The sequence below is a fragment of the Ruegeria sp. P10 genome, from assembly GCF_056534925.1.
Window position 1 is genome coordinate 101261 of the sequence record NZ_JBQERJ010000010.1, and the last position, 20778, is coordinate 122038.

Sequence of the window (20778 nt, forward strand, 5' to 3'; positions counted from 1 at the left end):
GACTCTAACGTGGTGCCAATGCTCCGCTACGTCCTCAAACGACTGATTTCCTTGCTTGTCAGCCTGGCCGTCGCCTCGGTGGTCATCTTCGCCGTGATCGAGGTTGCCCCAGGTGATCCGGCATCGTTCATGCTGGGCGTCAATGCGCAGGAGGACACGCTGGCGGCGCTGCGGGCCGAGCTGGGCCTGGATGGGTCAAAGATACAGCGCTATTTCCACTGGGTTGGCGGCATGCTGGTGGGCGATTTCGGCACGTCATACACCTATCGCACACCAGTGTCGCAGATGATCGCTGACCGGCTGTGGGTGTCGTTACCCCTGGCGCTTTACGCGCTGACGCTGTCCACATTGATCGCCTTTCCCGCCGGAATCTATGCCGCTGCGCGTCGGGGCAAACCGGGGGACCTTGCAGTGATGGGGGCGACGCAGCTTGGCATCGCAGTCCCGAACTTCTGGTTCGCGATGATGCTTGTGCTGATCTTCGCCATCAATCTGCGCTGGTTCAATGCAGGCGGGTTTGTCGGTTGGAACGGCGGGATCTGGGCCGGCCTGCATTCCCTGACCCTGCCTGCCGTGGCTCTTGCCTTGCCACAGGCGGCGATTCTGGCGCGGGTCATGCGGTCGGCCTTGCTGGACATTCTAGGTGAGGATTTCATGCGCACGGCTCGGGCCAAGGGCCTGTCCCGTCGTCAGGCCCTTTGGCGGCATGGGGTGCGAAATGCGCTGATTCCGGTGCTGACCATCATCGGCTTGCAGTTTTCCTTTCTGCTGGCGGGGTCGATCATCATCGAACAGGTGTTCTATCTGCCGGGCCTCGGGCGGCTGGTGTTTCAGGCCATTTCTGCCCGAGACCTCATCGTCGTGGAGTCGGTCGTGATGCTGCTGGTCTTTGCTGTGATAACGGTCAATTTCCTTGTCGATCTTGCTTATGCGGCCGTGGATCCACGACTGAGGAGCAGGACATGAACCGGAACCTGATCCTTGGGGCCTTGTTGTCGTCGCTGGTGGTTCTGGCCGCGTTGGTCTCGTTCATCTGGACCCCTTACGACCATGCCGCGCTGGACATTCCCAATAAATTGCAGCCACCAAACGGGCCGCATTGGTTTGGAACCGATCATTTCGGCCGCGACATGTTCTCGATGATCATGGTCGGTGCGCGTACGTCGATTGCGGTGGCGTTGGTGGCCGTCGGCATCGGCATGGCAATCGGCGTTCCTCTTGGCCTGGCAGCGGCCGCGCGCAAAGGCTCATGGCTGGATGAGGTCATCATGCGTGGCAACGATCTGGTCTTCGCTTTCCCTTCGCTGGTGATCGCCATCCTGATCACGGCCGTCTATGGCGCCGGAGCGATCAACGCCATTGTTGCGATCGGTATTTTCAACATCCCCGTCTTTGCCCGTATCACCCGCGGGGCTGCTTTGTCGCTTTGGGAGAGAGAGTTCATCCTCGCCGCCCGTGTGTCGGGCAAAGGGGCCGCGCGGATATCAGCTGAGCATATTCTGCCCAACGTGGCCAATCTGCTGATCGTGCAGGGGACCATCCAGTTCAGCCTTGGCATTCTGGCCGAAGCGGGCCTGTCATATGTCGGTCTGGGCGCTCAACCTCCGACGCCCAGCTGGGGCCGGATGCTGGCAGACGCACAGACGATGGTCAGTTTTGCCCCGCATTTGGCTCTGATTCCGGGTCTGTCGATCATCGTCACGGTGCTGGGTCTGAACCTGTTGGGCGACGGAATGCGGGACTGGATGGATCCCCGGATCAGGGTGGCGCGGGCATGAGTTTGTTGCAGATTGAAAACCTGTCGCTGACGATCCACGGGATGCCAATCCTGAAACAGGTCAACTTGTCGATCGACCCCGGCCAGATCGTGGCGGTGACGGGTGAAAGCGGCTCGGGCAAATCGATGACCGCATTGGCGGTGATGCAACTGCTGCCGCATGGGGCCAGCACGGAAGGTGCGATCTGGCTGGACGGTCAGGATCTGTTGACACGGTCAGAGCCCGATTTGTGCGCCTTGCGCGGCGCGTCCGTGGGGATGGTATTTCAGGAACCGATGACAGCGCTCAATCCGGTAAGAACCGTCGGCGATCAGGTGATGGAGACGATCCTGATCCACAAGGCGATGCCTCCTGCTCAGGCCCGGACCCGCGCCAAAGAGGTGCTGACCCGCGTTGGCCTGCCACCTGATCGGTTCCCCCTTTCCCGCTATCCGCACGAACTGTCCGGCGGGCAACGGCAACGCGTGGTCATTGCCATGGCCATCGCTCTGCGCCCCAGGCTGTTGATCGCGGACGAGCCGACGACAGCGCTGGACGTCACGACACAGGCGCAGATTCTCGACCTTCTCAAGGGGCTGGTGCGCGAATACGACATGGGGCTGCTGATGATCACCCATGATCTGGCCGTTGTCTCTGATATGGCCGATCAGATTGTCGTCATGCGTCACGGCGAGGTCGTCGAAAGTGGCGCGACCCGAAACCTGTTTCGAGATATGCAGCACCCCTATACCCGCATGTTGTTCGAAGCTTCGGGTCATCAGGTCACCCTGCCTGAACCTACACAGCAACGCCCGCTTCTGGAGGTTTCGCAGGTCGTCCGAGATTACCGCCTTCCCCGCAAAGGTCTGCTGTACGCGTCGCGCCACCACCGCGCGGTGGATGGCGTCAGCTTTACCCTCAACCGAGGGGAGCGGTTGGGGCTGGTGGGCGAGTCAGGTTGCGGAAAATCGACCCTAACACGTGCTATTTTAGGGTTGGAGGATATCCAATCCGGTCAGATTATGCTGGATGGTCAGCCGGTTTTCACCGGCCAAAGGCCCAACCTTGCCGTACGCCGGAGGATGCAGGTCGTGTTTCAGGACCCATATGGCAGCTTCAATCCCCGCCACCGTGTCGCGCGCCTGATTACTGAACCCTTTCACCTGTTGGAAACGCCACCAAAGGATTCAGAACGCCAGGACCGGATTTCGGAAATTCTGACGGCAGTGGGCCTCGGCCCTGATGATGCGGGCAAATACATCCACGAATTCTCGGGCGGGCAACGACAACGGATCGCCATTGCACGAGCCCTGATCATCCGGCCCGATCTGATCCTGTTCGACGAGGCGGTTTCGGCGCTTGACGTTTCGGTCCGTGCTCAGATCCTCGATCTGCTCGCTGAACTGTGCGACGCCTATGACCTGACCTATCTGTTCATCAGCCATGACCTGAGCGTTGTCCGCACGATCACCGACCGTGTGCTTGTGATGCAGTCCGGGCGGATCGTCGAACAGGGTCAGACCAAGCAGGTGTTCGAAAACCCGCAACATCCCTATACGCAAACACTGATTGCCGCCGCGCCCCGGTTGCCCGAGATAAGGCCGCTGACGGCGTAGAGTTCCTTGTTAGAGCCTGATTGGAGGCCCAAAATGACCCAGAAGATTTGGTTTGATCCCACCTTGTGCCTGATCGGCGGGCGCTGGATCCGGGCGGCCGCGGGCGACAGCCTGCCCTTGATCAACCCTTCGGACGGGACCGAGATCTGCCGGATCGCCCGAGGGTCCGAGGCGGATATCGACGCGGCGGTACAAGCCGCCCGGTCTGCGTTGAATGGTGATTGGGGGCGAAAGACGGCGTTGGAACGCGGCCGCATCCTGACCCGACTGGGCCAGCTGGTGCTGGAACGGGTGGACGATCTTGCGCGGCTTGAGGCGATGGATGTCGGCAAGCCGCTGACACAGGCCCGGGCAGATGCGGTCGCCCTGGCGCGCTATTGCGAGTTCTACGGCGGCGCGGCGGACAAGGTGATGGGTGAGACCATTCCCTATCTCGATGGCTACACCGTCTATACCCTGCGCGAACCGCATGGGGTGACGGGCCATATCGTGCCCTGGAACTATCCGATGCAGATTATCGGACGTTCGGTCGGGGCGGCGTTGGCCATGGGCAACGCCTGTGTTCTGAAACCTGCGGAAGAGGCCTGTTTGACCGCGTTGGCCTTTGCCCATCTTGCGCAACAGGCCGGGCTGCCGGCCGGTGCTTTGAATGTCGTGCCCGGTCTGGGGGCCGAGGCGGGTGCGGCGCTGTCCGGACATTCGGGTGTAAACCACATCTCGTTCACTGGTTCTGTTGCCACAGGGGCCCATGTGCAGCAGGCGGCGGGACGCAACGTGGTGCCCGTGACGCTGGAACTGGGCGGGAAATCCCCGCAATTGGTTTTTGACGATGCCGATCTGGATGCGGCGCTGCCGTTTCTGGTGAATGCGGGGATCCAAAATGCGGGCCAGACCTGTTCGGCCTCGTCCCGGATCCTGGTGCAGCGGGGCGTTTATGAGCAGGTCAGATCGCGCATGTCCCAGGCCTATGAAGAACTGACCGTCGGCCCGGCGATGCAGGATCTGCGGGTTGGGCCGTTGATCTCGGACCGGCAGAGACAGATTGTCAGGGGCTTTCTGAAAACCGCCACGGACCTGACGATCGCTGCGCAGGGACAGATTGTCGAAGACGCGCCAGAGGCCGGAGCCTATGTCCGGCCCACTTTGTTCGCGGACGTGCCGCCAGATCATCAGTTGGCACAGGACGAAATTTTCGGCCCGGTTCAGGTTCTGATCCCGTTCGACACCGAAGAACAGGCTCTGCATATAGCGAATAGTACGGATTACGGCCTGGTCGCCAGCGTCTGGACGCGGGATGGCGCGCGGCAGATGCGGTTGGCGAAAGCGCTGCACTCCGGTCAGGTTTTCATCAACAACTACGGTGCAGGCGGTGGTGTTGAACTGCCGTTTGGCGGTGTGGGAAAATCCGGCCATGGCCGCGAAAAAGGGTTCGAAGCTTTGTACGGCTTTTCACAGTTAAAGACAGTTGCCGCGTTTCACGGATAGCTTTTTCCCAGGCAAGTCAGATCAGCTTTGCTTCCAATGTATGATTGCCCCAAATCTGTGATGTCCGCGTGGCAGAATGCCCACTGAACCAACCTCCGACCACCTCGTCGGAAACGTTGGCACTGGCGGGGAACTTTTGTCTGCCGCCGTCTGCCAGGATCACGAAGTCAAACCAGACCCGAACTGAATACGGCACATTGATCCGGCCAGAATTCAGGTTGTACTTGTGCCAGTGTACCGGGCAGCTCAAGAAAACGACCTTGTTGAAATGCGCCCCCATCTCGGCGGCTTTCATGACGACATTGCAGCCGTGGCTGTGGGCAACCACATCGCAGCCGTGATAAGCCTCAAGGTCTATCCAGTTTTTCAAGTGTTTGGCAGCAATATGTCGGCCGCGGTCGGACCACCGGCCCTCCCATTCATAGTAGTTCTGCCCTGAATAGATGTCGTTGCGATGCGGCTTGATGTAATTGTGCAAATCTCCGACATGGGGATAGTACCATGTGGGGTCAGGATTGACTTCGAAGTGAGTGCCATGAACAAGAAGCAACCCCGGGACACCGGCTAATTGTTGTGCGGGCGCCGGTGGAACCTGTGAAGCGGGCGGGTCTGAAATCAGAGCGGACGACAACACAGTAAGCAAATCTTGCGAGAGCGGATCCAATTGCGTCCAACGTGCCGAAAACACACCAAGCCAAAGACGTGGCGGAAAGGATTCTGGCGAATACAGTTTGAGGCACGAACTCAGTGCGGCAAGAGCGACAATTGAATCAGGGGCCGCAAGTCCAAGCTTCAAAGCAGCGTCGATGTATTCGACGTTCGGCTGTTCTTCTGCTGCTATGATCGCCTCGAACAAACGTTGGTAATACCCCTCAGGCTCCGGCAAAGAAAACAGGTCGAAGGGCCTCAGGTCGCCGGGGCCATCAAAGAAACGCATGTATTCGTGGGCGGATATTTGGCGGTCGTCAATTGGCCGGAATCCGAGCATGACAAGCTGTTTGGACAGAACGGCATCGTCGGTTTCTTCCCAATCGCGGCCCAACAGTAAAAAGTCGCTGTCATTGCCTTCGGCTTGCAGAAACTGCGCGCGGGATATCAGGTATGCGGCGTAGGAAAAAAGTGAAAGCTCATCCCGGGATCCACCGGTTTCGTTGAAGTTCCTTGGTTCAAAAATCATTGTATCTCAACCTTAATGCTCAATGGGAATGCCTTCCAAAATAGCATCAGGTGAGTTGCCGATAAATGATGAATGCGCCGCCGTGGTTCAGACGATCACCTCGATCGCCTTTTGCTCTCCGACCCCAAACACCCGCTTGTAGCGTTCGATCTGGTCTTTCGGACCCATCGCCTTTTCCGGGTTGTCCGACAGTTTCACCGTCGGGCGGCCATTGGCGGATACCGCTTTGCAGACCAATGAGAACGGCGCCAGCGCGTCATTGGGAACAAGCCCACGAAAATCGTTGGTCAGCAAAGTTCCCCAGCCGAAGGAAATATTGGCGCGGCCCGCGAACTGGGCGTGCAATTCCTGAATTTTCTCGACATCCAGACCGTCAGAGAAAATGATCCGTTTCCCTGTCGGGTCTTCGCCGCGTGCATTCCACCAGTCAATTGCGACCTCGGCCGCCGCTGCCGGGTCTCCGCTGTCGATGCGAATGCCGGTCCATCCCGCCAGCCAGTCAGGAGCATTGTCCAGAAACCCCTTGGTGCCATAGGTGTCGGGAAGGATGATGCGCAGGTTGCCATCATGTTCGTCATGCCAGTCGCTGAGCACGTCATAAGGCGCCTGCGCCAACGCTTCATCCGTATCGGCCAGCGCGGAATAGACCATGGGCAGTTCATGCGCATTGGTGCCGATGGCCTCGACCTCGCGTCGCATGGCGATCAGGCAGTTCGAAGTGCCGGTAAAGGATGCGCCCAGCCCTTCGATCATCGCCTGCACGCACCAATCCTGCCACAGGAAGGAATGCCGCCGTCTGGTGCCGAAATCCGCGATCCCAAGCCCGTATATCGAGCTCAACTTTTCGATCTTTTCCCAAACCCGGGTCATCGCGCGGGCGTAAAGCACCTGCAATTCGAACCGGCGCATATCGTTCAGCACCGCGCGCGAGCGCAGCTCCATCAACACCGCCAGCGCGGGAATTTCCCACAGCATGACCTCGTGCCACTTGCCTTCAAAGGTCAGTTCATATTGGTCGCCTTTGCGTTCAAGATGATAGGGCGGCAGGCGCAAATTCTCGAACCACTCCATGAAGTCCGAGCGGAACATCTGCCGTTTTCCGTAGAACATGTTGCCGCGCAGCCAGGTGCTTTCCCCACGGCTGAGGCTGAGAGAGCGGATGTGATCCAGCTGTTCCCGCAGCTCGCCTTCATCGATCAAACGCGCCAGGGGAACGTGATTCGACCGGTTGATCAACGAAAAAACGACATCTGTTTGGGGCTTGTTTCGAAACACTGACTGGCACATCAGCAGTTTGTAGAAATCAGTATCGATCAAAGACCGTACAATCGGGTCAATCTTCCATTTGTGATTGTAGACGCGGGTCGCGATGTCGACCATGGGGAACTCCTGCGATTTCCGTAGTTAGATCAATCGACTCTGGAAATGGCAAGAGTCACTGATTTGGTGACAATGCCAGTTTGACGTCACAATACCGGCATATTGTGCATTGTTTTTACCGGTTAGTGAGAAGAGGGGATGGAAAGTCGAAACTGAGTTTGTAAATGGGTATCGAGTACGATTTTGATATTGTTAACGTAGCGCTGGAAGATCTGGACCCCGAAAAGCTGGGGTCTGCCTCTGATACGGAACGCCAGGTATGTGCGGTGTTCCGCGACATCAGAGCCGCGGACGCGTTGCGTGGAACATCGCCGAAAATCCGCAAGATTTTCATGGATGCCGGGTTCAGCCTCGAGTCGCGCAACAGTGGCATCGTGCCAGGTGTATTTCCGGCCGAGGATCATGCGGATCGGGTGCGAATTCTGCGGTCGCTGTTTGACAACATCAGGACGCGTGGAATTCAGGGTGAATATTGCGGCGATTTCAACCTTTGGGATTTCCTGCATTATGTGCGAACCGCGCAACCCATGGCTGGGATCGTGCGCAGCCGACCGATGCGCGTTCCGTCACCTCCGTCAGACCGGACCAACCCGGAACGTCGCACGATACCAGGGCGCATTGGGTTTGCGCTGGGTCTGGCGGTTGTTCTGTTCGTGATGATCAAGCTTCTGGCCGCCGCAGGGGCCACACCTTAGGTCAATACGACTCCGGCATCTCGCATCGCCTGCTCGGCGGCTGCCAGCGAACCGTCCATATCAATCGCGCGGCACGCGCCCATGCGGACCGTGACATCGAAACCCAACCTGGCGGCATCTACCGAGGAATAACGCACGCAGTAATCGGTGGCCAATCCCACAAGTGTCAAACGGTCGATACCGCGTGTATCCAAATAGCCTTTCAGGCCTGTCGGTGTTTGGTGGTCATTCTCGAAGAATGCGGAATAGCTGTCGATGGTACTGCGGAATCCTTTGCGAAGGATCAGGTCGCCATCCGTGCGCAAGTCGGGATGAAAACCGGCGCCGCGCGTGCCCTGCACGCAGTGGTCGGGCCACAGAACCTGTGGGCCATAGGGCATGTCGACCAGGTCGAACGGGTTTTTGCCATCGTGGGAACTGGCAAACGAAGAATGTCCCGTCGGATGCCAGTCCTGAGTCAGGAACACGGCATCGAATTCATCCATCATGGCGTTTATCGGTGCGACGATCTCGTCCCCTTCTGCCACGGCCAGTGCCCCTCCTGGGCAGAAGTCGTTCTGGACATCGATCACGAGCAAGGCATGGGTCATGGCGGCCTCCTTTTACCGCTCTATCGGTAGGCGGCGGCGCGCGGGGCGTCAATGCAATCCCTTGCGACTCTGGGTCTGCAAAGGTAGATCGCGCGTATGTACACAATCGCTGCCCTCTATCACTTTACACGTTTCGCGGACCCGGCCGCGTTGCGCGACCCCTTGCTGGACCTGTGCCGCGCGCAGTCTGTCACAGGTACGCTGCTGCTTGCCCAGGAAGGGATCAACGGCACGATCGCTGGTCCGCGGGCCGGAATCGACGCTGTGCTGTCACATGTCCGATCCTTGCCCGGTTGCGCTGATATGGAGTGGAAAGAAGCGACCTCGGACCACCCGCCTTTCGGCAAGATGAAGGTGCGGCTGAAGAAAGAGATCGTGACCATGGGCCAGCCCGACGTGGACCCGCGCGCCCGTGTCGGCAACTATGTCGACCCGCAGGAGTGGAATGACCTGATCCGTTCTGACGATGTGGTGCTGATCGACACGCGAAACGATTACGAAGTGGCAATCGGGACGTTTGAAGGCGCTATAGACCCTGAAACAGCCAGTTTCCGCGATTTCCCGGAATGGTGGGAACAGAACAAGGACCGCTTTCACAACAAGCGGGTCGCCATGTTCTGCACGGGCGGTATCCGTTGCGAGAAATCCACCAACTACTTGTTGGGGCAGGGGGTCGAGGATGTCTATCACCTCAAAGGCGGTATCCTGCGGTATCTGGAGGAAATCCCAGCCGAAGACAGTTCCTGGCAGGGTGAATGCTTTGTATTCGACAATCGCGTTTCGGTTGGCCACGGGCTTGTTGAAGGGCCGCACAAGCTTTGTCATGGCTGCCGGCGTCCTATCCTGCCCGAGGATATGAAGCGCCCGGAATACGAGCACGGCGTTTCATGCCATCAATGCATCGATGAGACGTCCGATGCTGACAAAATGCGCTTTCGCGAGCGGCAAAAGCAGATCCTGCTGGCGCGGGAACGGGGTGAGGCGCATCTGCGGCAGGATTGAATTCGGGTTGCGGGCGATGCCTTTAGGTCGGATGATTGCCCGAAGACCGGATTGAGGGGGCGTTCATGCACCGCAAACCCACGACATTGGACGAATGGAAATCGACCCTGATTGCGGCACTGGGGCTGGTTCTTGCTAGCTTCCTGGCCTGGTATGGCCTGTCCCGCCTGAGCGAGGCGGCTGCAGGCGATACGATTGGCACAGTCGCCTCGATCGGGTTGTTGATCTGGCTGGTGTCACAGTCCTGGTATTACATGACACAGGTGAAATCGCCCCGCAGGCTTTTGTTTCTGATGGGTGTTTCGTTCATACAGGTTGTTCCATTCCTGTTCGCCGCAGTTTACGGGGCCTTTGGGTATAACGACCACTGTGTCGTTGGTGCGCAGGGTCCGGGGGATATCCTGTATTTTTCCTATGTTACCTTTACCACAGTCGGATATGGCGACATGTCCCCGACCGGTATGTGCCGTGGGCTCGCCGTGTCCGAGGCCGTAACAGGCTATATCCTACTGGGTATGTTTGTTGCCGCAGCAGTTTCGCTTTATGCCCGCAACCACAATCCGGATAGACCCTAATTCGGGGCTATTTGTTGTGATCGATCCAGCGCGACATCATTTTCTTGTCGCGGAAACACTCGGATGGGATCGGGCGACGTTTACTGCGTGAAATCCGCTCGGCAAACGCGACTTGTTTTCCCGTCGGGTAATTGTCGAACTGCGAGGTCTCGCGTGGTTTGTGGGCTGAAATCCAGTCAGATAAAAGCCGCCGGTCACGCTGTGCCTCAACCGGAATCTCAAGGGCTGACTTCTCGGCAATCGCTCGCGCATACCGCATCTGCCGATCGGTGACCGGAAGCAAGTGATAGTCGTTGTTCGGCCCGTTCAGGGCTGTGGGGCGTGTTTGCTGGGTCATCGGTTTGTCCTCTGACTATGTAGAACATAAATAGAACATTAACCAAAAATTTCAAGGTTTGCGGGGTTTGGCAGGCGTGAAGCCACCCCTTCGATGATTTTATTGACTGGTCAATCAATAACCGATAGGCCGATTTTCGACTGACCATTTGTCCCGTCCTGACGGGTGCGAAAGAAAAGGACACGGTATGAAGTTTCAGCCCCGGGCCAGCCATTTCATTGATGGCGAATATGTCGAAGATACAAACGGCGCAGCCATCGAAGTGATCTATCCCGCTACAGGCGAAGTGATTGCACGTTTGCATTCGGCGACGCCGGCGATCGTGGAACAGGCTCTAAACAGCGCAAAAAACGCTCAGGCAGCATGGGCGGCCCTGTCCGGGACGGAACGTGGCCGCATCCTGCGCCGCGCCTCTGATATTATGCGCGAACGCAATTACGACCTGTCCGTTCTGGAAACCCATGATACCGGCAAGCCGATTCAGGAAACCACAGTGGCCGATGCCACCTCGGGGGCCGATGCGCTGGAGTATTTTGGTGGATTGGCCGCCTCTCTGACTGGCGAGCATATTCCGCTGGGCGGGGGGGATTTTGTCTATACCATCCGCGAGGCGCTGGGCGTTTGCGTCGGGATCGGCGCCTGGAATTACCCCACGCAGATCGCCTGCTGGAAAGGTGCACCTGCACTGGCCTGCGGCAACACGATGGTATTCAAACCTTCGGAAACCACGCCCCTTTCGGCATTGAAAGTGGCCGAAATTCTTGTCGAGGCCGGCGCGCCCAAAGGTGTCTACAACGTGATCCAGGGTTACGGCGATGTCGGTGCTTCGCTGGTCACCGATCCGCGCGTGGCAAAGGTCTCTTTGACAGGTTCTGTGCCGACAGGCCGCAAAGTCTATGCTGCTGCGGCGGACGGCATGAAGCATGTGACCATGGAACTTGGCGGCAAATCCCCGATGATCGTCTTTGACGATGCCGACATCGAAAACGCTGTTTCAGGTGCGATCCTGGGCAACTTCTACTCTTCGGGCCAGGTTTGTTCCAATGGCACCCGCGTCTTCGTTCAGAAAGGTATCAAAGAGGCCTTCCTGAAACGTCTGTCAGAACGTCTGGATCACGCGAAAATCGGCGATCCAATGGACGAGGACGTCAGCTTTGGCCCGATGGTCAGCGAGAACCAGATGAACATCGCCCTGGGCTATATCGAAAAGGGCAAAGCCGAAGGCGCAAGATTGGTTTATGGCGGTGAACGGATCGAAAGAGACGGCTATTTTGTGCAGCCCACGGTTTTTGCTGACGTCACGGACAACATGACCATCGCGCGCGAGGAAATCTTTGGCCCCGTCATGTCGGTGCTGGACTTCGAGACTGAAGAAGAGGTGATGGCCCGCGCCAATGACACCGAGTTCGGTCTGGCCGCAGGTGTCTTCACCAATGATCTGACCCGGGCGCATCGAATCGTGGCCGGATTCGAAGCAGGCACTTGCTATATCAACACCTACAACCTTGCCCCGGTCGAAGCGCCGTTTGGTGGATCGAAGATGTCCGGCGTCGGGCGCGAGAACTCGAAACTGGCGATCAATCACTTCTCGGAAATGAAAACCGTCTATGTCTCGATGAATGATGTTGAAGCCCCGTACTGAATCCAGGACGGTTGTCCGCTGTTTTTAACGCCTCAGCTCCCGGTGCCCGGCACCGAGAGCTGAGGAAACGCCAGCCAGTGGCGGGCAATACTGTACTGGCAATACCGATGCCTGTCAGCGTGTCGGAAAAGGCGGGCTTGCAGAATTTGTGTCCAAAGACGTTGCCATCCCAAGCCGGTTGGCCAGGTTTGATGAGGAGACACGTCCGCGATTTCTCTGACCACGGAACTCATTGAAGGCGAGGAACTTTCACCGCCGTATTTCGGATGTGGCGTCTCGTTTTCACGCTTATGCCGCAAATGCCACGGCACCGGTTGCTTTACGGGCGGTCAGCCGTCGTGACCTTTTTGGTTGAGGAACGTGGCCTGAAATTCGGCGGCCTGTTCTTCTGTGTCATGTCTGGAACACAACATCCTTGAAATAAGTTGGAGCCATGTTTGCATCCCCGCCTGATCGGGCGTTCTGATTGGACCCGCTTTGAAGCAACGGCGCCGGGCTCCCAACGCTGCCACCGGTTGAAACGCATCGCAGGGTATACCGGTTTAGGGACCCGCGTTCACTTTGCCGGGTGCGGCCGGAACAGTCGCGATATACGTCATTTTACCCCAACTGCGTTCAACATCTCATCGATCCGCTGGCGGGCCGACTGGCTGTCCTTCAACAGGTTTTCCGCATCCGCCAGCGGTTTTTCCGCCAACCGTTCCGGCAGGTCAGACAAGGCTTGGGTCGTTTGGTTCAATGCCGCGTATTTCCCGTCCGCAGGTTCCAACCTTTCATCCGACATCCCGGCCAGCCAGAAATACCGGTTTGCCGCTTCGATTTGTTCGAGATCTCGGAGCATATCGGCGGCGGCTGCAAATTCTTCTGTTGAAACCATCGCCTGCGCGCGCAAGGCGATCGCCTCTTCGGAATTGTCTTCAGCCAGCTCTAACAAGGCTTGATGAGGGTGCCCCGACAGCAAAGCGGCCCGAGCCCGCAACCGAGCCCGATCCGAGCGCCGCGACTGATCTTCCGGTCTGTTCGCCAGCGCAAATGTATGCTCAGCAAAGCCCAGATCAGCAAGGCGGCTTGCCAATGCAATTGCAGTATCGGTTGTCAGCACCACCGTCATGTCCGGCTGCATTACCTCCATCGTCTGGCGTAGAAAGGTTGCGTCATCCGATCTTTCAGCAAGCAATTGCAGATGCCGATTGATCGCGCCGTCACTACCGGGTCCGGGTGGTTGCGCTTTGATCACGTCAAATGCACGGTCGAATTCCTGGCTCAGGCTCAGAGCGATCGCATAGGTGCGGTTCATCATCGGGCCCAGCTCCGATCGCCTGAGCTCGACCGCATAAGATGCCGCCAGATCAAGCTCCTGAGAAGAAACAGCTTTGCGTTCAGACCAACGTTTTTCCACCAGGCGCGCCAAAGCCAGCGGAGATTCAGCGGCGGCGTCGGTAGAGGTTATAACCTCGGTCAACAACTCTTCTTCACGGTCACTGTTTCCTTCCGCCTTGGCAACGCTGGCTTTGGCCTGAGCGACACTGGATGTCGTTTCCGGTTCAATCCGGTCAACCGAGCGAAGGATTCTGCGGGCAGCCTCCAGGTGTTGTGCTCTCACCAGTATTCCTGATAACCGCGGCCCCAGCTGGCGGCGAAGATGATCCGGCAGTCTTGAATACGCGTGTTCGATTGCTTCCACGTTTGCGTCAGGTGCCAGTTCCCCTTCGGACAACACAGCCCAAAGCGCGGCATCGCTGTCACATCGTTGCAGGTCGTTGAATGGATTCCTGGGCAGCGGCGGCCGGTTATCTACAACCCGCGCAATTGCCGCAACGGGTTCGAAGCCCGCTGGCGGCGTCTCCAACAGCCTCAAGACACTCAACGCTTCGGCTCCGAAACCGAAAGAGGCGTAGAGTCTGGCCAGGGTCATGACCTTTTCGCCGTCAAGTTTGTCAAACTCTTTGTACAGCCCAGAGCGGAGAGCTGACACCTGATCCGGAAAAGGCGTGTTCCCTGACCAGGACGCAAAATTCAGCTCAGCAGTCGAGATGCAGGCCGGTCTTTGGTCAATTGGTTGCAGTTCTGCGTTCAGAACATTCTGCAAATCGTCCAGAACCGTGGTCAGACGTAGGTTCGAACTCAATTGGGGCGGCACAACGCGTGTACCGGACGGGGCGGTGTTGCGTGGCCCGACAGGAGCAAGCTCCAAGTCCAGCAGCTTGCGATCGGTCCCTTGCAGAAGACGAGTGGACAGCTGGTCTTTTATCCCCTGCTCAGTCATGGTGAGAAGCGGCAGGTGCAACCCTGTCTCCACCGAGGGCGGTTTGCCTTTGGCCGTTTTTCCGATCAAGGGTGGCGGTACATTCTCAAGAAGCGGCGGCAACAATTCCCCTGGTGCGATGTCCAATACGATCATCGAGTTTCTGTACAGAAACGCCGACGCCACGCAGTCGCACCCGAACTCCAGCTCCAACGCGCTGCCGGGGTTTTCCTGCGACAATGAGGCCAGTCGGTTCGTGGTCAAACGCCCAAAAACCGAGCTGGTCTTGAATGTCACGTCGTCCAGGGCAATTGTAAGGCTGGCGCCGTTCTTCCGTTGCGCCAGCACCCAGCGGGTATCCGGTGGCACGTCGAAAACCAGACGTGTGAATCCGTCATGCTCACCGGATCGCACCACCACGTCCTGTGCGGTCACGGCAGATGCAGCCGTGACCAAAACCGCAATCAGAAACCCGATGCGCTTCATGCTGCAGCCTGCTTGAGCTCTTTCAATGCGTCTTCCAGCTCGGAAAAGCCAGGGCGGTTATGGGTTGGGGTGTTCTGGCGTCCGACCTCAATGCACATGGCAGCATTGTGGTTGTGCAGGTTGGCCACCAATACTTCTTTGATCAGCTGATAAAAGTGGTTGTCTTCTTCAACCACGGCTTTCAGTTTGCCTGCGAAGGGGCCGACCAGACCATAGGCCAGAAAAACGCCCAGGAACGTGCCCACAAGGGCACCCCCAATCAGCTTCCCCAGCACTTCGGGCGGCTGATCGATTGATCCCATCGTCTTGATCACGCCCAGAACCGCAGCAACGATCCCCAGCGCGGGCAGGCCGTCTGCCACTGTTTGAAGTGCATGGCTTGAGTGCATGGCGTGATGAAAATTCGCCTCCATGCGCTTCTCCAGAACCTCTTCAACCTGATGCGGATCGTCATAATTCATCGCCGCCGACCGCATGGTGTCACAAATCAGGTCGACGGCCTCCTTGTCTGATTGGATCTTGGGGTATGCGGAAAACAAGCTGGAGTTTTCGGGGTCTTCAATATGCTGCTCGACCTCAACAGGGTTGGCGCGGGCAATGCGGATCAACGAAAACAGAAGGCACAGAAGGTCACGATAGTCTTCGGGCTTCCATTTCGGGCCCTTGAACACCTTGCCCATGTCTTTGATCGTATGTTTCACGCCGCCCATGTCATTGCTGATCAGAAAGGCTCCTACGGCAGCACCACCGATCATCATCATTTCGAAGGGAAGAGATTTCATGATGATGGTCATCTTGCCACCTGCCGCGAGATAGCCGCCGAAGACCATTACGAAGATGACAACAATTCCAACAATTCCAATCATTTGAGATCTCCAGATGAGTTCTGTGCGTTACCGGGCAACACGAGCGACTACTCCTGTGGGGCCGAGGCGTTGCGTCCGGCCATGACAACGCTGATTGTATAGGCCGCTTCGGGGCTCAGGCCCGCCAGTACGCCAGCCGCTGCGTCCGCCGGCATGCGGGACAGGAACCCTGCGGCAAAGGTCGGGTCCATGGTTTCAAACAACGCGGCTGCGTCCTTGGGTTTCATGTTCTGGTAAACATCCGTCAGGCGCGCCAGATCGTTCTCTGCCGCTTTGTCCGCAACCGCCAACGTGGCACGCAGGGCATCTTCTGCTTCCTTCAGGGCCGTCAGACGCGTTTCAACGGCCTGGGTTGCGATCTCCAGTGCTTTTTCCTGATCGCGTAATTCAGCCTCTCGCTGTTTGACGCGATCCTCCCGGCGCAAAAGCTCCGCCAGCACAACCTGAACATCGCGTGTTTCGGACGCGGCAGGCTCGTTTTCCACGGCTTCGGGTGTCGCCGGTTTGGCGAGCGCGGGTCCTGCCTCCAAGCCAACGCGAATGGCTGCCGAGCCGATCATCAGCAATGAGATGACAGCAAGCACACCACCGCGCGGGCGTGTATCGTGTTTGGCGTTGCGCGCAAGGCTCATACCTGCGCCCCGTTCTGCTTGCGGTCATGGCGGAAGAACATCAGGCCCTCTGGCGCCTTGGCTTGCTCTTCACGCGCACGAGTTTCGACCGGTTCCGCTGCTTTCTCGTGCTTGGTGCCCTGTTCCTCTTCAGGCTGGGGCTCGTCTTGGACAGGCTTTGCCGTTTCGGGGGCAGCAGTTTCTTCTTCGGGGATGACATCATGCAGAGATGCCATCATCAGCTCCAGGCGCTGCGCCACGGTCTCAGCCCTTTGCGTCAGCGCCTTCAGCTGATCCCCCGATTGATCAGAGGCATTTCGCGCGCTGTCCAGGGATTTCTTCAGCTCTTCTGCCTGGGTCGACAACACGGCCACCGCGCCACCGACGCCTTGTTCAAGATCGGTGAACCGCCTGAGGCGGCGCGACAGCACAAAACAATAAAGACCCGCGCCCAACGCACCGGCGACCAGCAAAATATCCGCAATCAGCTCCAATTCCGCCTCCTAATTCAGTACAAATTCCATCACCAGCACATCGCGAACGCGCCCTTCGCCAACGACAATTCCAATGCGTCGCAGCAGGTGACCTCGGATGCGCGTCAATGCCAGCGAATCCTCCAGGTCCTTCAATTCGACGGCTCGCAGGTATCCGTTCAGGACATCTATGATTCGTGGCTGCATTTTTTTCACATCAGCTATGTACGGCGCGTTAACTTCGAGCTGAGCGTGGAACTTCAAATGTCGTGACTTGCCGGAATTCACCGATACAACAACCGGCGGCAGATCAATGAACCCGACATCTGCCAGCGCTTTGGCAGGTTCCTCTTTCGCCTTGTCCTTGCCGGCCTCAACCGCGGCCTTGCCACCCAGCGGAATCAATCCGGATGACGTCAGGAAATACCCGCCCGCAGCGCCGGCGATGGCAAGAAGCATACCGATCAGCATTCCCTTTTTCCCTTTTTTCCCGGTGGGTTCCGCCAGTTCGTCGGTTGCGTCGGTCATGACGTCCTCATTCATCCGTTCCGACCCCGTCATAACCGCGCAGGGACTAACCGATTGTTAAGAGCAATCGTCCAAACAGAGGGTGCGTCGGGCAGAATGCCGGCGAGTCGGAGGTGAGCGTGCAGCAGATCGGAACTGTCTGGGCTAATTTGGACAGGCGTAAACAAATCATCGTCGCCGGTGCGGTTGCGCTGGTGTTTCTGGGAATCCTTGGCATGTCGCGCCTTGTAACGGCTCCGTCCATGACGCTGCTTTATGCGGGTCTGGAAAGCGGTGCCGCCGGGGAAATAGTACGCGCGCTGGACCAGCGCGGCGTCACATATGAAATTCGGGGCGGATCGATCTACGTATCCGGCGCGCAGCGCGACGAGCTGCGAATGACCCTTGCCAGCGAAGGCCTGCCCGCAAACGGCAATAAAGGGTACGAACTGCTTGATTCGCTAAGCGGGTTTGGCACTACCTCTCAGATGTTCGATGCTGCCTATTGGCGCGCGAAAGAGGGTGAACTGGCGCGGACGATTGTCGGTAGCCCGCATATAAGTCAGGCGCGCGTCCATATTGCCAACGGGACGGCAAACCCGTTTCAGCGCAGCGTGTCACCAACGGCTTCGGTCTACCTCGTGCCATCCGGGACCGAAATTACCGGGGATCAGGCCAAGGCCATCCGGTTCCTCGTTGCCTCGGCCGTCAGCGGCCTGACGCCCGAGAACGTCACGGTGGTTGATTCGCACGGGGCCGTGATTAGCGGGCAGGATACCGCAGCGCCTGCGGACACTTCGGACGACAAGTCGCGCCAGTTGCGGGAACGTGTTCTGCGTCTGGTCGAGGCGCGTGTCGGTACCGGCAACGCCGTGGTCGAAGTCAGTGTCGATACCGAAACCAGGACGGAATCCATTCGCGAGCGGCGCTTTGACCCCAAAGGCCGCGTGGCGATCAGCACGGATGTCGAAGAACGTTCGGACAGCGCCCGAAATCAGTCATCGGATGTCACCGTGGCGTCGAACCTGCCGGATGGCGATGCGGCGGGCGGGGACGAATCGAACTCGACGGCTACCCAGACTCGTGAGCGGGTGAACTACGAAGTCTCCGAGACAGAGCTGGAAGTCCATGAAGCCCCCGGCGCGATCAAGCGTCTGACGGTTGCAGTTCTGGTCAATGGGAAAAGATCGGTGGACGCCTCCGGTGCCGAAGTCTTCACGCCCTTGCCTCAGGAAGAGCTTACCGCTCTGGAAGAGCTCGTGGCGTCGGCAGTCGGGTACGATGCGGCGCGCGGGGACGTTATTACACTGAAATCCATGGATTTGCCGTCGGTCGAACCACAGGGCACTCTGGTTTCGTCGTCGCTCTGGCAGAACATCCATCTGGATGTCATGTCCTTGATACAGATGGCTGTGCTGGCTTTGGTTTCGCTCGTGCTGGCCTTGTTCGTGATCCGCCCGATCCTGACAAATGCAACACCGACACCGGCGCTGCTGGCGGCGGCAGGAGGGGCGGATTCGGATACCCTGGCACTGACAGGTGAAATCGCACCGGAGGAACCGGCAGAGCACTCGACCCTGCCGGCAGAGCGTGGTGTTCCGGCTCTCGGCTCGAACGCCACTGAGAATCCTGTCGACCGGCTGCGCGCCATGATCGGTGACAAGCAGGAAGAAACTGTCGAGATCCTGCGCAGTTGGCTTGAAGAAGGCGAGGAGCGGGTATGATGTCGATTGCCCATCTTCTTGAGGATTTCACCACCCAGACCGGTACGGGGCCCGTTCTGATCTTGAATGAGGACACGCTGGAAGAACAACGGCTCTCTGCCTTCGAAGACGGGTATGGGGCCGGTTGGGAAGATGCCTCGCGGGCGCAGGAGCAAAGCCGCAGCCAGATTTCGGCTGAATTGGCAAGGTCGCTTGAGGATATGTCTTTCACCTATCACGAAGCCATCGCCCGCATGACCCTGTCGCTGGAGCCCATGTTCACCAGCCTGGTTCAGACCGTACTGCCTGAGATGGCCGATCGGGGCCTGGCAGCCCGCATTGTGGAGCAACTCTGTGAAATGGCGCGTTCGCGGATAGAGCAGCCGATGCAGATTTTGGTGCCGCTGGGATGTGCTGAGAGTGTCGCAGCGCTGTTGCCGCAAGATCTGCATTCTACTCCTCAGGTGATCGAACACTCTGAACTGGAGCCGGGTCAGGCCCGCCTTCAGGTCGGCACGAGCCGGCGTGAGGTTGATTGCACCGCTTTGCTCGCCGCCATCGAACAGACCTTTGACGCTTATGTCTTTGAGACAAGAGAGGCTTTGTCCAATGAATGACACCCAGATCCCGAAATCTGAAAAACCCAACCCATTCGACTCGGTCCCGATTGAGGTGACCGTTTCCGTTGGTCGTGCGCGCCCATTGATCAAGGACCTGTTGAACATGGGAGAGAATGCCGTGCTGACCCTGGACAAACGGATCGAAGACCCGGTTGACCTCTATGTTGGGGATCAGTTGGTGGCGCGCGGGCTGTTGGAAGAAATGGAAGGCGATCAGGCAGGGCAACTTGCAGTGCGCTTGACCGAGATTGCGGATTTGCACAACGGAATCGGTTGATGCGCTATGTATTCTGCCTGGCTTTGGTGGCTGTGTTGACGCCCTCACCGGCCGCTGCCCAGGATTTGACCTTGTCCCTGGGCGAGGGCGGCTCGATTTCCGCCCGGACGATCCAGCTGATTCTGCTGATCACAGTCCTAAGCATCGCTCCGGGGTTGGCGATCATGATCACCTGCTTTCCCTTCCTGATCACCGTTCTGTCGATCCTGCGGCAAGGGATCGGCCTGCAACAATCTCCGCCCAATATGCTGTTGGTCAGCCTGGCGTTGTTCCTGACCTATTTCATCATGGACCCGGTGTTTTCAGAAGCATGGGCGACAGGGATACGACCGATGATGGAAGAGACGATGGAAGTGGAACCAGCGTTGGAGCGCGCGTTAGAGCCGTTCCGTGCCTTCATGGCGGCCCGACTGGATGCGGACACGTTCTATGCCATGGCGGCTTTGCGCCCCGGCGGTGAGGCTATGGAGTTGTCCGCACAAGCGCCGTTGTCTGTCTTGATGCCGTCCTTCATGCTGTCGGAAATCGCGCGGGCGTTTCAGATCGGGTTTCTGATTTTCCTGCCGTTTCTGATCATCGATCTTGTAGTGGCCGCTGTATTGATGTCGATGGGTATGATGATGGTGCCTCCGGCCATCGTATCCTTGCCATTCAAGCTAGCATTTTTCGTGATCGCCGATGGGTGGGCTTTGATTGCAGGCGCTTTGGTGCGCAGTTACATGCCGTGACCTCGA

The 20778-nt window shown here is 58.1% G+C and carries 21 protein-coding genes; 12 read left to right on the top strand and 9 right to left on the bottom strand.

Annotation, left to right across the window (positions count from 1 at the left end; genetic code table 11):
• The first annotated feature begins 18 nt into the window (after window positions 1-18).
• Genes ACR0FB_RS16750 through ACR0FB_RS16765 form a run of 4 tightly spaced genes read left to right on the top strand, consistent with a single transcriptional unit; the run spans window position 19 to window position 4858 of the window.
• Window positions 19-966, top strand: a complete 948-nt coding sequence (locus ACR0FB_RS16750; protein WP_171724716.1) for an ABC transporter permease — start codon at window positions 19-21, stop codon at window positions 964-966.
• On the top strand, window positions 963-1778 hold the full coding sequence (locus ACR0FB_RS16755) for an ABC transporter permease (RefSeq protein WP_480621470.1): 816 nt from the start codon (window positions 963-965) through the stop codon (window positions 1776-1778). Before ACR0FB_RS16750 ends, ACR0FB_RS16755 begins: the two co-directional genes overlap by 4 nt.
• A complete protein-coding gene (locus tag ACR0FB_RS16760; RefSeq protein WP_480621471.1) occupies window positions 1775-3373 on the top strand; it encodes an ABC transporter ATP-binding protein in 1599 nt (532 codons plus the stop codon). The genes ACR0FB_RS16755 and ACR0FB_RS16760 overlap by 4 nt, the downstream gene beginning before the upstream one ends.
• Window positions 3374-3406: 33 nt before the next feature.
• Complete coding sequence (locus ACR0FB_RS16765; protein WP_480621472.1) at window positions 3407-4858, top strand: aldehyde dehydrogenase family protein; 1452 nt, start codon at window positions 3407-3409, stop codon at window positions 4856-4858.
• A gap of 16 nt (window positions 4859-4874) precedes the next feature.
• Here the strand turns inward: ACR0FB_RS16765 and ACR0FB_RS16770 are convergent, their stop codons facing one another.
• Both ACR0FB_RS16770 and pncB read right to left on the bottom strand, forming a co-directional pair.
• The gene (locus ACR0FB_RS16770) at window positions 4875-6035 is read right to left on the bottom strand and encodes a hypothetical protein (protein ID WP_209835190.1); all 1161 of its coding nucleotides are present in this window, start codon (window positions 6033-6035) and stop codon (window positions 4875-4877) included.
• Window positions 6036-6122: 87 nt separating this feature from the next.
• The gene (gene pncB / locus ACR0FB_RS16775) at window positions 6123-7415 is read right to left on the bottom strand and encodes a nicotinate phosphoribosyltransferase (RefSeq protein WP_480621473.1); all 1293 of its coding nucleotides are present in this window, start codon (window positions 7413-7415) and stop codon (window positions 6123-6125) included.
• Window positions 7416-7579: 164 nt separating this feature from the next.
• Here pncB and ACR0FB_RS16780 point away from each other — a divergent pair, with 164 nt between their 5' ends.
• A complete protein-coding gene (locus ACR0FB_RS16780; RefSeq protein WP_171637376.1) occupies window positions 7580-8110 on the top strand; it encodes a hypothetical protein in 531 nt (176 codons plus the stop codon).
• Here ACR0FB_RS16780 and pncA read toward each other — a convergent pair.
• The gene (pncA, locus tag ACR0FB_RS16785) at window positions 8107-8700 is read right to left on the bottom strand and encodes a bifunctional nicotinamidase/pyrazinamidase (RefSeq protein ID WP_480621474.1); all 594 of its coding nucleotides are present in this window, start codon (window positions 8698-8700) and stop codon (window positions 8107-8109) included. The genes ACR0FB_RS16780 and pncA overlap by 4 nt on opposite strands.
• Before the next feature lie 96 nt (window positions 8701-8796).
• On the opposite strand from pncA, the gene trhO reads away from it, so the two are divergent.
• Window positions 8797-9702, top strand: a complete 906-nt coding sequence (gene trhO / locus ACR0FB_RS16790; RefSeq protein ID WP_209835193.1) for an oxygen-dependent tRNA uridine(34) hydroxylase TrhO — start codon at window positions 8797-8799, stop codon at window positions 9700-9702.
• Between the two features lie 65 nt (window positions 9703-9767).
• Window positions 9768-10277 carry a potassium channel family protein gene (locus ACR0FB_RS16795; RefSeq protein WP_480621475.1) on the top strand — a complete coding sequence of 170 codons (510 nt, stop codon included), beginning with the start codon at window positions 9768-9770 and terminating at the stop codon, window positions 10275-10277.
• A gap of 7 nt (window positions 10278-10284) precedes the next feature.
• On the opposite strand, the gene ACR0FB_RS16800 is transcribed toward ACR0FB_RS16795, so the two are convergent.
• Window positions 10285-10614, bottom strand: a complete 330-nt coding sequence (locus ACR0FB_RS16800) for a hypothetical protein (RefSeq protein ID WP_480621476.1) — start codon at window positions 10612-10614, stop codon at window positions 10285-10287.
• A 187-nt stretch (window positions 10615-10801) separates the two neighbouring features.
• On the opposite strand from ACR0FB_RS16800, the gene betB reads away from it, so the two are divergent.
• Window positions 10802-12256 carry a betaine-aldehyde dehydrogenase gene (betB, locus tag ACR0FB_RS16805; RefSeq protein ID WP_209835194.1) on the top strand — a complete coding sequence of 485 codons (1455 nt, stop codon included), beginning with the start codon at window positions 10802-10804 and terminating at the stop codon, window positions 12254-12256.
• 595 nt (window positions 12257-12851) lie between these two features.
• On the opposite strand, the gene ACR0FB_RS16810 is transcribed toward betB, so the two are convergent.
• Genes ACR0FB_RS16810 through ACR0FB_RS16830 form a run of 5 tightly spaced genes read right to left on the bottom strand, consistent with a single transcriptional unit; the run spans window position 12852 to window position 17465 of the window.
• Window positions 12852-14987, bottom strand: a complete 2136-nt coding sequence (locus ACR0FB_RS16810) for a hypothetical protein (protein ID WP_480621477.1) — start codon at window positions 14985-14987, stop codon at window positions 12852-12854.
• Window positions 14984-15853, bottom strand: coding sequence for a flagellar motor stator protein MotA (gene motA / locus ACR0FB_RS16815; protein WP_171637362.1), 870 nt, complete (start codon window positions 15851-15853; stop codon window positions 14984-14986). Before motA ends, ACR0FB_RS16810 begins: the two co-directional genes overlap by 4 nt.
• Before the next feature lie 47 nt (window positions 15854-15900).
• A complete protein-coding gene (locus ACR0FB_RS16820) occupies window positions 15901-16485 on the bottom strand; it encodes a MotE family protein (protein ID WP_209835196.1) in 585 nt (194 codons plus the stop codon).
• The gene (locus ACR0FB_RS16825) at window positions 16482-16958 is read right to left on the bottom strand and encodes a hypothetical protein (protein ID WP_480621478.1); all 477 of its coding nucleotides are present in this window, start codon (window positions 16956-16958) and stop codon (window positions 16482-16484) included. Before ACR0FB_RS16825 ends, ACR0FB_RS16820 begins: the two co-directional genes overlap by 4 nt.
• Before the next feature lie 9 nt (window positions 16959-16967).
• Window positions 16968-17465 (bottom strand): flagellar basal body-associated FliL family protein, encoded by a 498-nt coding sequence (locus ACR0FB_RS16830; RefSeq protein WP_480492006.1) that lies wholly within the window; start codon window positions 17463-17465, stop codon window positions 16968-16970.
• A 119-nt stretch (window positions 17466-17584) separates the two neighbouring features.
• On the opposite strand from ACR0FB_RS16830, the gene fliF reads away from it, so the two are divergent.
• From fliF to fliP, 4 genes are read left to right on the top strand one after another with little or no spacing between them, the layout of a single operon-like run.
• Window positions 17585-19168, top strand: coding sequence for a flagellar basal-body MS-ring/collar protein FliF (gene fliF / locus ACR0FB_RS16835; protein ID WP_480621479.1), 1584 nt, complete (start codon window positions 17585-17587; stop codon window positions 19166-19168).
• Complete coding sequence (locus ACR0FB_RS16840; protein ID WP_171724781.1) at window positions 19168-19764, top strand: ABC transporter ATP-binding protein; 597 nt, start codon at window positions 19168-19170, stop codon at window positions 19762-19764. The genes fliF and ACR0FB_RS16840 overlap by 1 nt, the downstream gene beginning before the upstream one ends.
• Window positions 19757-20044 carry a FliM/FliN family flagellar motor switch protein gene (locus tag ACR0FB_RS16845; RefSeq protein ID WP_152459423.1) on the top strand — a complete coding sequence of 96 codons (288 nt, stop codon included), beginning with the start codon at window positions 19757-19759 and terminating at the stop codon, window positions 20042-20044. Before ACR0FB_RS16840 ends, ACR0FB_RS16845 begins: the two co-directional genes overlap by 8 nt.
• Window positions 20044-20772 (top strand): flagellar type III secretion system pore protein FliP, encoded by a 729-nt coding sequence (gene fliP, locus ACR0FB_RS16850; RefSeq protein WP_480621480.1) that lies wholly within the window; start codon window positions 20044-20046, stop codon window positions 20770-20772. The genes ACR0FB_RS16845 and fliP overlap by 1 nt, the downstream gene beginning before the upstream one ends.
• The last annotated feature ends 6 nt before the right edge of the window (window positions 20773-20778 follow it).